This window comes from Pseudomonas fragi (assembly GCF_025426255.1).
GTDB classification, from domain to species: domain Bacteria; phylum Pseudomonadota; class Gammaproteobacteria; order Pseudomonadales; family Pseudomonadaceae; genus Aquipseudomonas; species Aquipseudomonas kulmbachensis.
The window spans coordinates 2358792-2375055 of the sequence record NZ_CP104861.1; the positions used below are offsets into that span (position 1 = coordinate 2358792).

Genomic DNA, 16264 nt, shown 5'->3' on the forward strand with positions numbered 1-16264 from the left:
GAGCATGGGTACTCGTTTACAAGGCAAGGTTGCATTTATCAGCGGCGCCGGATCGGGCATTGGTGCAGCCACTGCGCTGCGGTTTGCCGAGGAGGGCGCGCGGGTAGTGCTCTGCGGTCGTCGTATCGAACCGCTGCAAGCAGTGGCTGCGCAGATCCATGATGCCGGTGGCCGCGCTGAATGCGTGGTGGCAGATGTCAGTAATGAATCTGCCTATGTCAGCGCAATCAGCGATGTTGCACAGCGCCACGGTCGATTGGATATTTTGGTCAACAACGCCATGGCTTACAGCTGGGGGGCGATTGACAGCACCTCGACGGCAGATTGGCACTCCAACTTCGCCACCACCGTGGACGGCACCTTTTGGGGCACTCGCACGGCCATGAGTCTGATGCGGGCCCAGGGCAGCGGTTCGATCATCAACCTGGCCTCGATCTGTGGTCAGTTCGGTACGCCCTGGATGGCCGGTTACTCCGCCGCCAAGGCCGCAGTGATCAATTTCAGCCGCGCTGCCGCCAGCGAGGGTGCTAGCCACAACATTCGCTGCAACGTGGTCAGCCCCGGTGTGGTCGAGACGCCAGCCACGGCGGGCATGCTCACCGACGACAAAACTCGCATCAATACCGAAAAGCTGATTCCGCTTCGGCGTGTCGGCCAGCCCGTTGAAGTGGCCAACGCCATTCTGTTTCTCGCCAGCGATGAAGCCTCGTATATCACCGGTGCCTGCTTGCCGGTCGATGGTGGACGCAGCAGTGAGCTGTACACGGTATTGGAATAAGGAATTTTTATGGAACAGAACGCCTTGCTTGCCCGTCTCGACCGGCTTGAGTCGATTGATGAGATCCGCCAGTTGGCCGGCAAATATTCGCTGTCGTTGGACATGCGCGACCTCGATGCCCACGTCAATCTGTTTGCCGAAGACATTCGTGTGGGCCGTGAAAAAATCGGGCGTGCACACCTTAAAGCCTGGGTCGATGACACCCTGCGCGATCAATTTCACGGCACCTCGCACCACCTGGGCCAGCACCTTATCGAATTCACCGATCCGGACCATGCCGTTGGCGTGGTGTATTCCAAGAACGAGCACGAGACCGGCCCCGAGTGGGTGACCATGCAAATGCTCTATTGGGATGACTACGAGCGGATGCAGGGGCGTTGGTATTTCCGGCGCCGCTTGCCGTGCTACTGGTACGCCAGTGACCTCAACAAACCGCCGATCGGCACGCAAAAAATGCGCTGGCCGGGCCGCGACCCCTACGCCGGAACCTTTCACGATCTGTTCCCGTCCTGGACCGAGTTCTGGGCCAACCGCCCAGACAAGGATCAACTGCCCCAAGTGGCCACCGCCGCTCCAGTTGAACAGTTTCTTGCCACCCTGCGCCGAGGGGCTGGCGCACCGAAAATTCGCGTGCGCTAAGGAGCCACCATGAGCATTTTGTTTGAACCTGTGCGCCTCGGCGAGCTGGAACTGGCCAACCGTATAGTCATGGCACCGATGACCCGCAGCCGCGCGGATCAGCATGGCGTACCGACTGCCGAGATGGTTGAGTACTACCGCCAGCGCGCGACTGCCGGCCTGATCGTTGCCGAAGGCACTGCTCCTTCGGCCAGTGGCCTGGGCTATTGCCGTACCCCGGCGATTTACAACGCAAAACAGATCGCCGCCTGGAAGGCCGTGACCGATGCCGTACATGCCGAGGGCGGGCTGATTGTGTTGCAACTGATGCATGTTGGCCGTGCATCCAGCGCTCACAACAAACCTGCTGGTGCGGCCACGGTTGCGCCATCAGCCTTGCGCGCACGCACCCAGCTGTTTACCGACACCGCGGGGATGGTCGACACCGACGAGCCTCAGGCCATGTCGCTGCAAGATATCGAACAGGTGATCGAGGAGTATCGCCAGGCGGCGCTGAATGCCCGTGAAGCCGGTTTTGACGGCGTTGAGCTGCACTGCACCAGCGGTTATCTACCGATGCAGTTTATGGCCTCGGGCAGCAACCTGCGCGAAGACCAGTACGGTGGCAGCGTCGAGAACCGCGTGCGTTTCCCGGCGCGGGTGCTGGCAGCGATGGCCTCGGCGATTGGTGCCGGGCGCGTGGCGCTGCGGCTGTGCCCAGGTAATCCGTTCAATGACATAGATGACGAAGACCCGTTGGCCACTGCGGTTGCATTGTGCAAGGCCGCCGAGCCTATGGGCCTGGCTTACGTGCATATCATGCGTTCGCCTTTGGCGGAGCTGGATGCCTTTGCCCTGGCCCAGCGCCATTGCAGTAACGGGCTGATTTTGAATGACGGGTTCGACGGTGAATCGGCAGCTGCTGCGTTGCAGGCCGGGCAGGGTGAAGCGGTGTCGTTTGCCCGACACTTTATCGCCAATCCGGATCTGGTCGAGCGCCTGCGCAAGGGTCTGCCCCTGGCCCGCTTCGACCGCAAGACCTTGTACTCCCCTGGCCCCGAAGGCTACAGCGATTACCCGCTGAGCGAGACGGTGGCGCAATGAACGATATGTCGCGGATCAGCGCTCTGGCAGCGCCAAAACAACAGCCTGTACCACGGGAGCAGACCCAGGCGCTGCTGGACTTGCGTTCTGCGGCCAGCGCCCGGATCAAACCGGCAGACCTGTACACCTTGGCCGACCGTCTTGAGGAGCAGGCGCGGGCTTATCCCGAGCGGGCTTTTTTGATCGACGGCGAGCAGCGTTTCACTTATGCCACCGTGGATGCCCAAGCCAATCGCATGGCTCATGTGTTTTACGCCAAGGGCCTGCGCCCTGGTGATATGTGCGCCATTGCCATGGAGAACCGCCCGCAGTTTTTCTTCAGTTGGTTCGGGCTGGTCAAGCTCGGTGTTGTGGTGGCGTTTATCAACACTCAGGTCAGCGGTAAGCCGCTGGTTCATGCACTGCAATCCACCGCTGCCAAGGCCGTGGTGGTGGGCGAAGAGTGCCTGGCCAACCTGCTGGGCACTGAAGGCCTGCCGGATGTACCGCTATGGCTGGTCGAAGATGCACTAAACCCTTTTGACGGTGAGCTGCCGACTTTTGTCGACAGCCATTTTGGCGAACTGATTTGCGCGGCACCGGAGACTGTCTTCCCCCGTGAGGTGCGTGCCGCGATCACGGCTGAAACCACCACGCTGCTGATTTTCACCTCGGGCACCACCGGGCTACCCAAGGCTGCGCGTTACAGCCATATGCGCTGGATGTCGTCGGGTGACGTGATGGAAGTTACCCTGGGCGCTACCTGTGACGACGTATTTTACTGCTGTCTGCCGCTGTACCACGGCGCGGCAGCTACTTCGGTGACCTCGACTGCGCTGCGCGTGGGCGCGAGCATCGTGGTGCGGCGCAAGTTCAGCGTGCGCGAATTCTGGCCTGATGTGCGCCGCAACCGCATCACCGTGTTCCAGTACATCGGCGAGATCTGCCGTTACCTGCTCAACCAGCCCGTGGTGGCCGGTGAACGCGAACACAGTTTGCGTTATATGCTCGGTGCCGGTCTGACGCCTGAATCGTGGCAGCGCTGGCTGGAACGTTTTGGCCCGATTCAGGTGTTCGAGGGCTGGGGTGCCACCGAAGCCAACGCCAACCTGATCAATGTCGATAACTATGTGGGCTCCTGTGGTCGCGTACCGGACTGGAGCCGTACCAATCTGCGATTGGTGCGTTACGACGTCGAAAGTGACACGCATCCACGGGACGAGAACGGTTTTTACCAGCTGTGCCAACCCGGTGAATTGGGTGAGGCCATGGGCTTTATCGTTGATCATCCACAGATTGGCGGTGGCCGTTTCGAGGGGTACACCAGCACGGCTGCCAGCGAAAGCAAGATCCGCCGCAACGTGTTCCAGGCCGGGGATGCCTACTGGAGCTCCGGTGATCTGCTGCGCTATGACGACGACGGTTATTTCTATTTTGTCGACCGCATTGGCGATACCTTCCGCTGGAAAAGCGAAAACGTCTCGACTCTGGAGGTGGCCGATACCCTGAGCGACATGCCAGGCCTGGAACTGATCAACGTGTACGGGGTGCAGGTGCCCGAACACGAGGGGCGCGCCGGGATGGCTGCGATTCTGATGCAGTCCGGGCACAGGTTTGATCCGCAGGCTTTCTATGAGCTTACAGAAGCGCGCTTGCCACGCTATGCCGCGCCAATCTTTGTACGGGTCTCGGCAGCGGCCGACCTGACCAGTACCTTCAAGTTGCGCAAGGTCGATTTGCAGCGCCAGGGCTACTCGCCGGGTTTATTTGCCGATCCGCTGTTTGTGCGCGATGAAAGCACTCGCACCTATCAGCCGTATTCGTTGCAAGTGTTGGCCCGTGCCGGTTTGCCACCCTTTGTGGGCAGCAGCCATGAGTGAACTGGACGCCCAAGGCCACCAATGGCGTGATGGCCTGCGCTATCCCTGGCCGCAAGCACCGGCCAACGGGCAGGTTCAGGAAGTTGCCGAGGGCGTTTTATGGCTGCGCATGCCGCTGCCGTTTGGGCTCGATCACATCAACCTGTATTTGCTGCGTCACGGCGACGGCTGGGTGGCGGTGGATACCGGCCTGAACAGCGATCAATGCCGTGAAGTGTGGGAGCGGGTGTTTGTTGAAGTGCTTGCAGGTTTACCGCTCAAGGCGGTGATTTGCACCCACTTTCACAGTGACCACACCGGCGTGGTCGGCTGGTTGGCCGAGCGTTTTCGTTGCCCGGTGCTGATGACTCATGGCGAGTTCGAAGCGATGCATCATGGCCCGCCAGAGGCCGCTGCACCCGATTGGGCATTTGTGGATTTTTATCAAAAGGCCGGGTTCAGCACCGAGCAGACCTTGGCAATTTTACCGCTGATTCAGGGTGAGCACTTTCGCCCGCAACGGGTGGCGGGCTTTACCCGTTTAACTCAAGGCAGCCAACTCACCATCGGCGGGCGCCGCTGGCAGGTGGTGATGGGCAACGGGCATTCACCGGAGCACGCCTGCCTGTACGCACCGGACGACGGCTTGCTGATTTCGGGTGACCAGGTGTTGCCGCGTATCACCTCGACCATTGCGGTGTATGTCACCGAACCGCACGCCAATCCATTGCGTGACTGGCTGGACTCTATCGAACGGTTGCGGGTAATCCCCGACAGCGTGCTGGTGCTGCCGGCTCATGAGCGGCCGTTTTTCAATCTGCATCTGCGACTGGATCAGTTGCGTGATCACCATCTCAATCATCTGCAGCAGTTGCTTGTTGCCTGCCAGGAACCACGCACGGCGCTGGAGATGATGGCGGTGTTGTTTAAAAAGCTGTCAGGTCGCTTTGACGAGCTGATGGCGCTTGGGGAGACGTTGGCTCACGCCAATTACCTTATGGCCGAGGGGGCGCTCGTTCGTGAGGAACAAGGAGGGCTGCATCGTTATCGACAGGCCCCGACAGGAGTCGTGAAGTTCGACCCGCTTGAGTTGTTTTGAGCAGTGGCTATAGGCGCGGTACGCAGAACGCAATGACGCTTGAACCCATCGAGGCGGCCACCGAGTCGTCAACCAGGAGAGGCAGAGTGATCAATAAAAATAACAATAAATGTCCAGGGCCGCGCCCGCACCGTTATCAGGTCAGTGGCCTGGCGGTCGCCGTGGCACTGGTCTCCAGCCCAGTGTGGGCAGGGGATACCATCGAGTTTGATGACGGCACCACCATCGATTGGTCGGTCACCACCAGTTATGGCATCGGCATGCGCTTGGGTAATCCCAGCGACAGGTTGATGGGGGTAAACGCTGATGATCCTAACCGCAACTTCGATCAGCACAGCCTCACCACCAACCGGGTCGGCGCGCTGGGCGAGATGATCCTGCGCAAGGACAACTACGGCGCGGTGGTGCGTGCCAGTACCTTTTACGACGATGTATACCACCGTAATAACGACAATAATTCGCCTGCGACCGTCAACAAATACGGCAGCAATGACGAGTTCACCAGCGATACCCGCTATTACAGCGGAGGTCGTACGCGCTTGCTCGACGCTTATGTGTTTGGCGGCTGGCGTTTTGAGAACGACACGATGCTCGATGTTAAAGCCGGTCGGCATATCGAGTCGTGGGGCGAGAGCCTTTACTACCCTGGCGTGAATGGTGTGCAGAACCCGTCCGATGCGGTCAAGGCTGCGCAGCCGGGGGTTGAGGTCAAGGAAGTGCTGCTGCCAGTCGGGCAGTTCTCGGCGTCCTATCGGATCAACCCGCAAATTACCTTGGGCGGCTATGTGCAGTACGAGTGGAAGGGTACTGAACTGCCGCCGGTGGGCAGCTTTCTGTCGACCTCGGATGTAATCGGGCCGGGTCGCGAGTTTCTGTATATGGGCGCCAACAAGGTGCCTTACCTGGGCACGGATGAACCACGTGATAGCGGGCAGTGGGGCGCGCAGATCCGTTATCGCCCGGTCAGCGAGCTTGAACTGTCGCTGTTCCATGTGGTGTACCACGACAAAAACCCGGCCACCGCACTGGTGGGCTGGGACCCGATCCCGGCCGGGCCCGGCGGGCTGGCGTACAAGGCCAACGGTTATAGGGTCAAGTATTTTGAAGACATCAAGCTGACCGGTATCAGCGCCACCACCAAGCTGGGCGAGTACCAGCTCGGTGCGGAATGGTCGTATCGCGACGGTGCGCCAGTGATGGTCAACACTGGGCTGGGGCCTGTACCTGCCAGGGGCAAGGGCCAGCAGCTGCAGTTTTCGGCCATGCGCATTCTGGGTGACCGCCCATGGGCCAGCCAGACCACATTGACCGGTGAAATCGTCACCGTGCGTGCCGACCATGCCGACGACACCTCGGCAGCACCCAACCTTGAAGGCTTGCCTCTGTTGCCATCGCTGGCACCGTCGGTGCAACCGTCCAATGACTACACCTACAAGACCAGCAGTGCATGGCGTACTCGCTCATCCAGCGCGTACACCGTCGGTGCTTCGTTCAGTTATCCGGGCGTATTCCAGGGCTGGGACCTGGAGGTTCCGTTCACCTTCTCGGACGTGTTCAGCGGCGCGGCGCCGATGTCGGGGACGATTGCCGGGGTAGCGGGTGACCGTCGCCTGAGTGCGGGCACCACCTTCAAATACCTGAGCAACCTGGAAGTGTCGCTCAAGTACATCGGATATCTGGGCTCGCCTGACCCGATCTACCGGCCTCTGGCAGACCGTGACTACGCCACGTTCTCGATGAAATACACCTTCTAAAACACGCCCCACCCTGGTGTGGGAGCGGGCTTGCTCGCGATGCAGGCAGCGCGTTGTTTCTGTCTGATCGCATTGATGCCATCGCGAGCAAGCCCGCTCCCACAGGTGATCCAGTTCGCATTCAAAGAGAGAAACCCATGGGTCTTAAAGGTCACGCGGCCATTGTCGGCAGCGCACAGTACAAACCGGAGAAATACGCTACGGCCCCGCGCATGTTCCATCTGGAGCAAGTTGCCGACCTGGCGGCTCAGGCATTGCAGGATGCAGGTTTGCAGGCATCCGATCTCGACGGGCTGGTGATCAACGGCCCGCAATTTCACGAAGCTTCGGTGTTCGTACCGGCCATGGCCGCCGAATACCTGGGCTTGCGACTCAATTTTGCCGAAGTCGTCGACCTTGGTGGCTGTACCTCGGTGGGTATGGTCTGGCGCGCAGCGGCCGCCATCGAACTGGGTTTGTGCCAGGCGGTGCTGTGCGTATTGCCTGCACGCATGGCACCGATGGGTCCGGATGAAGACGCCAGTTGGATGGCCCGGGCCATGCGCTTTGGGGGGCACAGCACGGCGTTTGGCGCACCTGAAGCCGAGTTCGATTTGCCATACGGCCATATGGGTCAGAACACCGGTTACGCGATGATCGCTCAGCGCTATGCCGCGCAATATGGCTACGACCCGCGGGCGATGGCAAAAATCGCGGTGGATCAACGCACCAATGCGCAGTTCAACCCGCAAGCAATGTTCTACGGCCAGCCGTTGACCATTGAGCAAGTACTGGCCAGCAAAAAAGTCGCTGACCCGCTGCATGTACTGGAAATCGTCATGCCTGTGGCGGGTGGCGCCGCGATGATCATCGCTTCCAAAGAGGTGGCAGCGCGAGCCCGCAAGCGACCGTCCTGGATCACTGGTTTTGGCGAGCACCTGGCATTCAAGTCGCCGTCCTATGCCGCTGACATGTTGCACACCCCAATCGGGCCTGCTTCGCGCCGCGCCTTCGAGATGGCCGGGCTCAAGCCAGGTGATGTGGATGCGGCACAAATTTATGACTGCTACACCATCACTGCCTTACTGACCCTGGAAGACGCCGGATTTTGCGCCAAGGGCGAAGGCATGAGCTTTGTGCGTGAACACGATCTGACCTGGCGCGGCGACTTCCCGATGAACACCCACGGCGGCCAGCTCAGCTTTGGTCAGGCAGGCTCGGCCGGCGGCATGAGCCAGGTAATCGAAGCCGTGACGCAAATTGCCGGTGAAGCCGGTGAACGCCAGCTCAAACGTTGCGACACGGTGTATGTATCAGGCACCGGTGGGGTGATGAGTGAGCAGGGCGCATTGATACTTCAGGGAGCTTGAATCCGATGTCGAATAACAAACCAATGCCGGTAGCGACCGAAATTTCTGCGCCGTTCTGGGAAGGTCTGAAGGCTGAGCGTCTGCTGATTCAGCAATGTGAGCACTGCAGCCATTGGGTATTTTATCCGCGTCGGCATTGCCCGGCGTGCTTCACCCATGCCCTGACCTGGCGTGAAGTCAGCGGCGGGGCGACGTTATACAGCTTTACCGTAACCCGCATCGCGACCCTGCCGGATTTCGCCGATGAAATGCCGCAAATGCTGGCGGTGGTCGAACTGGATCAAGGCGTACGGATCAATACCAATCTGGTGGGGCTGGACGAGTCAGAGGTGAAGATCGGCATGCGTCTGCAACCGGTGTTTGCCGAGGTCGATGGCAAAGGAAATCGGCTGCTGCGTTTTACCGGGCTGGACAAGGACGCAGATGCGTTGAAGACCTTACGCGTGGTCGAGCAACCGGTTGCAGCAGCAGTAGCGGTGCGTCAGATTGCTCTGGATGACGAAGCAGGATTACAGGCCTTGGTCAGCGACCAATTCAGCCCTTGGAGCAATCAGGTGGTGGTCGATCAGGCCTTGATCGACACCTTTGCCCAGTTGTCGGGCGACGACTACTGGATTCATACCGACCCAGAGCGGGCGCGCAAGCAAAGCCCGTTTGGCGGCACCATTGCCCATGGGGCGCTGGTGCAGATTCTGCAATCACGGATGAAACTGAACCTGGGGTACGAGATCACCGGTTTCAGCAACATGATCAACTACGGTTCGGATCGACTGCGCTTTCCGGCACCGGTGCCAGCGGGCTCGACGATTCATGCGCGGGCACGGGTGAAGAAGGTGGAGCGCGTCAAGAGCGGCACCCAGTTGACCCTTGAACTCAACACCCATGTACTGGGCAGCGAGCGGCCGTCGGTGATCAATGAACTGGTGATTCTCTATATGTAATCCCCCCCTGTGGGAGCGAGCCTGCTCGCGAAAGCGTGTTTGACTGGATGATCGCTTTCGCGAGCAGGCTCGCTCCTGCAGTTTTTATGTGTGTTCCGCCAATCAAGCTTTAGTCTCAACGGACGATGAGCCTCGCAACCTTCCTTCCCATACTGCTCTCAGCCAATAAATACAGGCATTGAGGAGCAGGCACATGATCGATATTCGTGGTTTGAGCTACTTCGTTGCAGAGTCTGCCGACCCCGTTCAGTGGCAGCGTTATGCCCAGGACGTGCTCGGGATGATGGTCAGCGAAGCACCCGCCGGTGGCGTGTACGTGAAAATGGATGAGCGTCCGTTTCGCATGCTGATCGTGCCAGGCGGTGAGTCGCGCTACCTGGCCTCCGGTTGGGAACTGGCCAGCGAGAAGGCATTCAATGCCGCCATCGAAGTACTGGATCAAGCTGATGTGAACTGGCGCTTGGGCACCCCCGAGCAGTGCGATCAGCGCGGTGTGCAAGCGCTGCTGCATGTCACCGACCCGTCGGGCAACCGTCATGAACTGAGCTGGGGCCATCGCTCCGATTGCCAGCCGTTTATCTCGCCGCAAGGCGTACCAGGTTTTATCACTGGCGATATGGGCCTGGGCCACACCGTGCTGCCTGCACCGAATTTCGATGCCACGCTGGCGTTTGCCAAGGATGTGCTTGGCTTTGAACTGTCGGACATTTTCAACTTCCGGCCCGACCCTTCGGCGCCACCGGTCCGCATCCATTTTTTACATTGCAAAAACAGCCGTCACCACAGCCTGGCGCTGGCCGAATACCCGGTGCCGTCCGGTTGTGTGCACGTGATGGTCGAGGTCGAGTCGATGACCGAAGTCGGTCGCGCCCATGACCGGCGCATCGCCCACCAAGTGCCGTTGTCGGCCACCCTCGGCCAGCACCTGAACGACCGCATGACCTCGTTCTATATGAAAACCCCTTCAGGCTTTGACCTGGAGTACGGCTACGGCGGCTTGCTGGTGGACTGGCAAGAGCACAGCGCTTTTGAATTCACCCGGGTAAGCCTGTGGGGCCACGATTTCTCCGTGGGCCAAGAACAGTAAGGAATCACCATGAACAAGCAAATGACAGCGGCAGACGTGGTCGGCCAGTTGCGCGACGGCATGACCATCGGCTTCGGCGGCTGGGGCCCACGGCGCAAGCCCATGGCGATTGTGCGCGAGATCCTGCGCTCGGACGTCAAGGACCTTACTGTGGTCGCCTACGGCGGTCCTGAAGTCGGGATGCTGTGCGCGGCCGGCAAGGTCAAAAAACTGGTTTTCGGCTTTGCCACCCTCGATGCGATCCCGCTCGAAGCCTACTTTCGCAAGGCCCGCGAGGCCGGTGAACTGGAGCTGATGGAACTGGACGAAGGCATGCTGCAATGGGGCCTGCGCGCCGCGGGTATGCGCCTGCCGTTTTTGCCGACCCGATGCGGCCTGGCCACTGATGTCAGCCGCCTGAACCCCGAGATCAAGCAGGTGCAGTCGCCCTATGACGATGGCGAAGTGTTGCTGGCGATGCCGGCATTGAACCTGGATATGGCCTTTTTGCACGTCAACGTGGCGGACCGTCTGGGTAACACTCTGGTCACCGGTCCTGATCCGTATTTTGATCATCTGTTCGCCCGTGCTGCCAAGCAGTGTTTTGTGTCTTGCGAGCGGATTGAGGAACGCTTGAGCCTGGATGCCGCTCAAGCCCGCTTCAACACGTTCGAGCGCTATCTGGTCAGCGGCGTGGTTCATGCACCGTTTGGCGCGCACCCGACGTCGTGCCCGTCCGACTACGGCTGGGACATGAGCCATTTGAAACGCTACAGCGCCAGTGCCGCTGAGGAAGGCGGCTGGGAAGGCTATGTAGCCGAGTTTGTGACCCCGGGCGAAAGCGCCTACCAGGCCAGCAATGGCGGTGTCGATCGACTCAGCGCTTTGCCGCTGCCCGTGTTTTAAGGAGTTTGGACATGACTGCTATTAGCGAATACACCCTGGCTGAACTGTTGATCGTGGCTGCCTGTGAAGCCTGGCGCGGCAACGGTGAAGTGATTGCTTCGGGCCTGGGCGTGATTCCGCGCCTGGGTGCGAGCCTGGCCAAATTGACCCACAGCCCTGAACTGTTGATGACCGACAGCGAAGCATTTCTGGTGGAAGAACCGATCCCGCTGGGGCCTCGTGGTGATTATGTACCGCGCTACTCGGGTTACCTGTCGTTCGAGCGGGTGTTCGAGTGCGTATGGGGCGGACGCCGCCACGCGATGATCGGCCCGACCCAGATCGACCGCTGGGGCCAGACCAATCTGTCATGCATTGGCGACTATCAAAAGCCCAAGGTGGCGATGCTTGGGGTGCGCGGCTTGCCGGGCAACAGCATCAACCATATCAACTCGTTTTTTGTTCCGGCCCATAACACCCGCGCTTTCGTCTCGGGCGAAGTGGACATGGTATCGGGTGTCGGCTTCAAGGCTGAGCGTTGGGAAGAGGGTATGCGCCGCGACTTGATGGATATCCGCCTGATCGTCACTGACCTGTGCGTGATGGACTTCGGTGGCCCGGATCGAGCGGTACAGGTGCGCTCCCTGCACCCCGGTGTGAGCTTTGAACAAGTGCAGGAAAATACTGGCTTCCCGTTACTCAAGGCTGCCGACCTCAAGCAAACCGTTGCCCCGACTCCGGAGCAACTGGCCCTGATTCGCCGTCTGGACCCCCACGATTATCGCGCAGCAGCGCTCAAGGGCAACCCGCCCGGCATTCGCCAGGCCTGAAGGCAAGGAATTCACATGAGCAGCGACAGCGAATTTGTGCAGCGGGCTGATACCGCTGTGTATGAAACCGAAGAGCCGGTGCTCTATGGGGTGGCCGATGGTATTGCCACACTGACCATGAACCGGCCGACCGTGAACAATGCGCAAAACTCGCAAATGACCTACGCCCTGGACGATGCTTTTCGCCGCGCGGTGAATGACGATGCGGTGAAAGTCATAGTGCTGCGCGGCAATGGCAAGCACTTCTCGGCGGGTCACGATATTGGCACCCCGGGGCGCGATATCAACAAAGCGTTTGATCGCGCCAGCCTGTGGTGGGATCACACCAACAAACCCGGTGGCGAATACCTGTATGCCCGCGAGCAGGAGGTGTACCTGGGTATGTGTCGGCGCTGGCGAGAACTGCCCAAGCCGACCATTGCCATGGTGCAGGGAGCGTGCATTGCAGGTGGGTTGATGCTGGCCTGGGTATGCGATTTGATCGTGGCCAGCGACGATGCATTTTTTCAGGACCCAGTGGTGCGCATGGGCATTCCGGGGGTGGAGTATTTTGCCCATCCCTATGAACTGAACCCGCGTATCGCCAAGGAATTCCTGTTTACCGGTGATCGTATGAACGCCGAACGCGCCTATCAAATGGGCATGGTCAACCGCCTGTTTGCCCGCGAGGAGCTGGAGGCGGGCACATACGCACTGGCCGCGGCCATTGCCAAACAGCCGCGCATGGGCTTGGCCTTGACCAAGCAGGCGATCAATCACGTTGAAGATTTGCAGGGCAAGCGCACGGCGATGGATGCGGTGTTTGCCTGGCATCACTTTGCCCATAGCCATAACGAGTTGCTCTCGGGCGACAAGCTTGGCGGCTATGACGCCAAGGCCATGATTGAAGCGAACAAGACCGCTGCAGGTGATCGTCGATGAGCGAGTATTTGCAAACGGCATTGACCGATGCCTTGGGCTGTCGTTATCCAATCGTGCAAACCGCGATGGGCTGGGTGGCGGACGCCAATCTGGTGATCGCCAGTACCCGCGCCGGAGCTTTCGGTTTTCTGGCCGGGGCGACCATCGCGGCGGATCAACTGGAGGCTGAAATTCAGCGGGTGATCGAGGCCACGGGAGGCAGAAACTTTGGCCTTAATTTCCATATGTTCCAGGAAAATGCCGCGCAGTGCGTGGATCTGGCCATTGAATACCGCTTGCGTTCTGTGAGCTATGGCCGTGGGCCGGATCGCCAGACCATCGACCGCTTCAAGAAAGCCGGGGTGTTGTGCATTCCGACTGTGGGCGCGCTTAAGCATGCGATCAAGGCCGTGGAGCTTGGCGCGGACATGATCACCGTGCAGGGCGGTGAAGGTGGCGGGCATACCGGTGGCGTGCCAAGCACCATTTTGCTGCCGCAGGTACTGGATGCAGTACGGGTGCCGGTGATTGCAGCGGGTGGCTACTCCACCGGCCGTGGGCTGGCCGGGGCGCTGGCCAGCGGCGCTGCCGGGATTGCCATGGGTACGCGGTTCCTGATGACCCAGGAATCGCCAACCCCTATCGCAACTTTGGACCGTTACGTAAAAGTCTCTGATCCCCAGCACATTCGCGTGACGACGGCGGTGGACGGCATGCGCCATCGGATGATCGAGAACGCGTTTATCAATCGCCTGGAAAAGGCCAGTGCCTTTGGCCGCCTGCGCATTGCTCTGGGCAGCGCCTGGCACTGGAAGCAACAGACCGGCATGAGTCTTGGGCATATGCTCAGCGTGTTCGTCCAATCGGTGAAAGAAGACCCCGCAGCCTTGTCACAAACCGTTATGGCAGCCAACCAGCCGGTGTTGTTGCAACGCTCGATGGTCGATGGCGTGCCGGATGAAGGGATCCTGCCGTGCGGGCAAGTAGCGGCCTCCATCGGCGAGTTGAAAAGTTGCCAGCAATTGATCGACGAGATGGTGCAAGAAGCTGAACGTTGCCTGATGGCAGTGAATGCACGTCATCAGGCTGTACGCACCAAGGCGTCACAGCCAGCAGGCATCTGAAACGGCTTCCAATGTTGCATCTGTACTTGGTTGGATAACAACACCAGCCCCATCCAGGCGGTGGGGCAGGTAGCCAGCCAAGCTGGCCCTACGACAAAAAACCGCCATCCACATTCAGCGAAACACCGGTGGTGTAGCTCGATGCATCGCTTGCCAGATACAACACTGCTCCGGCCATTTCACTCGGCGCGGCCACGCGCTTGAGCGGAACCTGCTGCAGGACGGTCTTGAGGATGGCGTCATTCTTGACCAGCGCCGAAGCGAATTTGGTGTCGGTCAGGCCTGGCAGCAGGGCGTTGCAGCGGATGCCGAATGCCGCACATTCCTTGGCAAACACCTTGGTCATGTTGATCACCGCCGCCTTGGTCATCGAATACACCCCCTGGAATACCCCCGGTGAAACGCCGTTGATCGAGGCCACGTTGATGATGCTGCCGCCGCCGTGCTCGCGCATCAGCTTGCCGGCCTCGACCGACATAAAGAAGTAACCGCGAATATTCACGTCGACGGTTTTCTGGAAGGCGCTGAGGTCGGTGTCCAGCACGTTGCAAAATTGCGGGTTGGTGGCGGCATTGTTGACCAGAATATCGAGGCGCCCGAAGTCTTCGCGGATACGCGCAAAGGTCCGGGTGATGTGTTCCATTTCGCCGATATGGCAAGCGATGGCTGTGGCCTTGCCGCCATCGGCGATGATCGCATCGGCCACGGGCTGGCAGCCTTCGAGCTTGCGGCTGGAAACGATCACGTGGGCACCTTGCTGGGCCAGCAGTTTGGCAATGGCTTCACCGATACCGCGACTGGCACCGGACACGAACGCAATTTTGCCATCAAGGTCGAACAGTTGAGTCCTGGACATGCGGGTTCCTTGTTATCTCGGGCTTAGAGGCTGGAGCGGCGAATGACATTGAGGCTCATCTGCTCAAGCAGGGCGTTCATTTGCACGAATTGCGCGAAGCGTTTGTCCTGGGTCTGGCCGTGGTAGTAGCGGTAGTAGATTTGTTGAACGATACCCGCCAGACGGAACAATCCATAGGTGTAGTAGAAATCGTAGTTGTCGATCTGGATCCCGGAGCGCTCGGCGTAGTAATCGACGAATTCGCGGCGGGTCAACATGCCGGAGACATTGCTTGGCTGGCGTCGCATTAATTGCACCGGTGCCGGGTCGCCCGCTTCAATCCAGTAGGCGAGGGTATTGCCCAGGTCCATCAGCGGGTCGCCCAGAGTGGTCAGCTCCCAGTCCAGCACACCGATGATCTGCATCGGATCGGCGGGGTCGAGGATCACGTTATCAAAGCGGTAGTCATTGTGAACAATGGCCGGGGTCGGATGGTCGGCCGGCATGTTGGCCTGCAGCCAGTCTTTAACGGCTTCCCAGCGCGGTGCATCCGGGGTCAGGGCCTTGTCGTAGCGCTCGGTCCAGCCACTGATCTGGCGTTGCACGTAGCCTTGCGGCTTACCCAGATCACCCAGGCCGCAGGCGTTGTAGTCGACCTTGTGCAGCTCGACCAGTTTGTCGATAAAGCGCTTGCACAGCGTCCGGATATTGTCGGCGCTAAGCGCCAGTTCGTCGGGTATGTCAGAGCGCAGGATGATGCCCTTGACCCGCTCCATCACGTAAAATTCGGAGCCGATCAGGGTTGTGTCGGTGCAGTGGGCATAGGCTTTGGGGCAGTAGGGGAAGGCGTTCTTGAGCTGGTTGAGGATGTGGAACTCGCGGCCCATGTCGTGGGCTGACTTGGCTTTTTGGCCAAACGGCGGGCGGCGCAGCACCAGTTCCTGGCCGGGGTATTCAATCAGGTAGGTCAGGTTGGAGGCGCCTCCAGGGAATTGACTGATTGTCGGTTGCCCTGCAAGCCCCGGGATATGCGCCTTGATATAAGGATCGATGCGGCTGGCGTCGAGTTCTTCGCCGGAACGGATGCGGGTGGACGAGTCGGTAAGCGCCATATCTATCTCTTCTGCTTATATTTAGGGCTTG

Annotated in this window: 15 protein-coding genes; 13 read left to right on the forward strand and 2 right to left on the reverse strand. The window is 59.7% G+C overall.

Annotation, left to right across the window (positions count from 1 at the left end; translation table 11 throughout):
- Positions 1-4 precede the first annotated feature (4 nt).
- The 13 genes from N7D90_RS10820 (at position 5) to N7D90_RS10880 (ending at position 14286) form a co-directional block, all read left to right on the forward strand.
- Positions 5-778, forward strand: coding sequence for an SDR family NAD(P)-dependent oxidoreductase (locus N7D90_RS10820; protein ID WP_261742150.1), 774 nt, complete (start codon positions 5-7; stop codon positions 776-778).
- Between the two features lie 9 nt (positions 779-787).
- The gene (locus N7D90_RS10825; protein ID WP_261742151.1) at positions 788-1417 is read left to right on the forward strand and encodes a nuclear transport factor 2 family protein; all 630 of its coding nucleotides are present in this window, start codon (positions 788-790) and stop codon (positions 1415-1417) included.
- 9 nt (positions 1418-1426) lie between these two features.
- Positions 1427-2500 carry an alkene reductase gene (locus tag N7D90_RS10830; RefSeq protein WP_261742152.1) on the forward strand — a complete coding sequence of 358 codons (1074 nt, stop codon included), beginning with the start codon at positions 1427-1429 and terminating at the stop codon, positions 2498-2500.
- Positions 2497-4359, forward strand: coding sequence for a long-chain-acyl-CoA synthetase (locus tag N7D90_RS10835; protein ID WP_261742153.1), 1863 nt, complete (start codon positions 2497-2499; stop codon positions 4357-4359). Before N7D90_RS10830 ends, N7D90_RS10835 begins: the two co-directional genes overlap by 4 nt.
- Complete coding sequence (locus N7D90_RS10840; protein WP_261742154.1) at positions 4352-5437, forward strand: MBL fold metallo-hydrolase; 1086 nt, start codon at positions 4352-4354, stop codon at positions 5435-5437. Before N7D90_RS10835 ends, N7D90_RS10840 begins: the two co-directional genes overlap by 8 nt.
- Before the next feature lie 86 nt (positions 5438-5523).
- The gene (locus tag N7D90_RS10845) at positions 5524-7191 is read left to right on the forward strand and encodes a DUF1302 domain-containing protein (protein ID WP_261742155.1); all 1668 of its coding nucleotides are present in this window, start codon (positions 5524-5526) and stop codon (positions 7189-7191) included.
- Between the two features lie 137 nt (positions 7192-7328).
- Complete coding sequence (locus N7D90_RS10850) at positions 7329-8540, forward strand: thiolase family protein (protein ID WP_261742156.1); 1212 nt, start codon at positions 7329-7331, stop codon at positions 8538-8540.
- Positions 8541-8545: 5 nt separating this feature from the next.
- Positions 8546-9481, forward strand: a complete 936-nt coding sequence (locus tag N7D90_RS10855; protein WP_261742157.1) for an OB-fold domain-containing protein — start codon at positions 8546-8548, stop codon at positions 9479-9481.
- A 193-nt stretch (positions 9482-9674) separates the two neighbouring features.
- Positions 9675-10568, forward strand: coding sequence for a VOC family protein (locus N7D90_RS10860; protein ID WP_261742158.1), 894 nt, complete (start codon positions 9675-9677; stop codon positions 10566-10568).
- Positions 10569-10577: 9 nt separating this feature from the next.
- Positions 10578-11453 (forward strand): CoA transferase subunit A, encoded by an 876-nt coding sequence (locus N7D90_RS10865; RefSeq protein ID WP_261742159.1) that lies wholly within the window; start codon positions 10578-10580, stop codon positions 11451-11453.
- Between the two features lie 11 nt (positions 11454-11464).
- On the forward strand, positions 11465-12262 hold the full coding sequence (locus tag N7D90_RS10870; RefSeq protein WP_261742160.1) for a CoA-transferase subunit beta: 798 nt from the start codon (positions 11465-11467) through the stop codon (positions 12260-12262).
- Positions 12263-12277: 15 nt separating this feature from the next.
- The gene (locus tag N7D90_RS10875) at positions 12278-13183 is read left to right on the forward strand and encodes an enoyl-CoA hydratase (RefSeq protein WP_261742161.1); all 906 of its coding nucleotides are present in this window, start codon (positions 12278-12280) and stop codon (positions 13181-13183) included.
- Entirely contained in the window at positions 13180-14286 is a 1107-nt protein-coding gene (locus N7D90_RS10880; RefSeq protein WP_261742162.1) for an NAD(P)H-dependent flavin oxidoreductase, read from the forward strand. Before N7D90_RS10875 ends, N7D90_RS10880 begins: the two co-directional genes overlap by 4 nt.
- Positions 14287-14374: 88 nt before the next feature.
- On the opposite strand, the gene N7D90_RS10885 is transcribed toward N7D90_RS10880, so the two are convergent.
- The gene (locus N7D90_RS10885) at positions 14375-15142 is read right to left on the reverse strand and encodes an SDR family oxidoreductase (RefSeq protein ID WP_261742163.1); all 768 of its coding nucleotides are present in this window, start codon (positions 15140-15142) and stop codon (positions 14375-14377) included.
- Between the two features lie 23 nt (positions 15143-15165).
- Positions 15166-16233 carry a phosphotransferase family protein gene (locus N7D90_RS10890; RefSeq protein WP_261742164.1) on the reverse strand — a complete coding sequence of 356 codons (1068 nt, stop codon included), beginning with the start codon at positions 16231-16233 and terminating at the stop codon, positions 15166-15168.
- Between the last annotated feature and the right edge of the window lie 31 nt (positions 16234-16264).

What these genes read in the sequence shown, in the direction of transcription:
- N7D90_RS10875 (WP_261742161.1), top strand. Translation starts at nt 12,278, where the DNA reads ATGAGCAGCGACAGCGAATTTGTGCAGCGGGCTGATACCGCTGTGTAT.
- N7D90_RS10840 (WP_261742154.1), top strand. Translation starts at nt 4,352, where the DNA reads ATGAGTGAACTGGACGCCCAAGGCCACCAATGGCGTGATGGCCTGCGC.
- N7D90_RS10880 (WP_261742162.1), top strand. Translation starts at nt 13,180, where the DNA reads ATGAGCGAGTATTTGCAAACGGCATTGACCGATGCCTTGGGCTGTCGT.
- N7D90_RS10850 (WP_261742156.1), top strand. Translation starts at nt 7,329, where the DNA reads ATGGGTCTTAAAGGTCACGCGGCCATTGTCGGCAGCGCACAGTACAAA.
- N7D90_RS10890 (WP_261742164.1), bottom strand. Translation starts at nt 16,233, where the DNA reads ATGGCGCTTACCGACTCGTCCACCCGCATCCGTTCCGGCGAAGAACTC.
- N7D90_RS10865 (WP_261742159.1), top strand. Translation starts at nt 10,578, where the DNA reads ATGAACAAGCAAATGACAGCGGCAGACGTGGTCGGCCAGTTGCGCGAC.
- N7D90_RS10860 (WP_261742158.1), top strand. Translation starts at nt 9,675, where the DNA reads ATGATCGATATTCGTGGTTTGAGCTACTTCGTTGCAGAGTCTGCCGAC.
- N7D90_RS10855 (WP_261742157.1), top strand. Translation starts at nt 8,546, where the DNA reads ATGTCGAATAACAAACCAATGCCGGTAGCGACCGAAATTTCTGCGCCG.
- N7D90_RS10820 (WP_261742150.1), top strand. Translation starts at nt 5, where the DNA reads ATGGGTACTCGTTTACAAGGCAAGGTTGCATTTATCAGCGGCGCCGGA.
- N7D90_RS10825 (WP_261742151.1), top strand. Translation starts at nt 788, where the DNA reads ATGGAACAGAACGCCTTGCTTGCCCGTCTCGACCGGCTTGAGTCGATT.
- N7D90_RS10830 (WP_261742152.1), top strand. Translation starts at nt 1,427, where the DNA reads ATGAGCATTTTGTTTGAACCTGTGCGCCTCGGCGAGCTGGAACTGGCC.
- N7D90_RS10870 (WP_261742160.1), top strand. Translation starts at nt 11,465, where the DNA reads ATGACTGCTATTAGCGAATACACCCTGGCTGAACTGTTGATCGTGGCT.
- N7D90_RS10885 (WP_261742163.1), bottom strand. Translation starts at nt 15,142, where the DNA reads ATGTCCAGGACTCAACTGTTCGACCTTGATGGCAAAATTGCGTTCGTG.
- N7D90_RS10835 (WP_261742153.1), top strand. Translation starts at nt 2,497, where the DNA reads ATGAACGATATGTCGCGGATCAGCGCTCTGGCAGCGCCAAAACAACAG.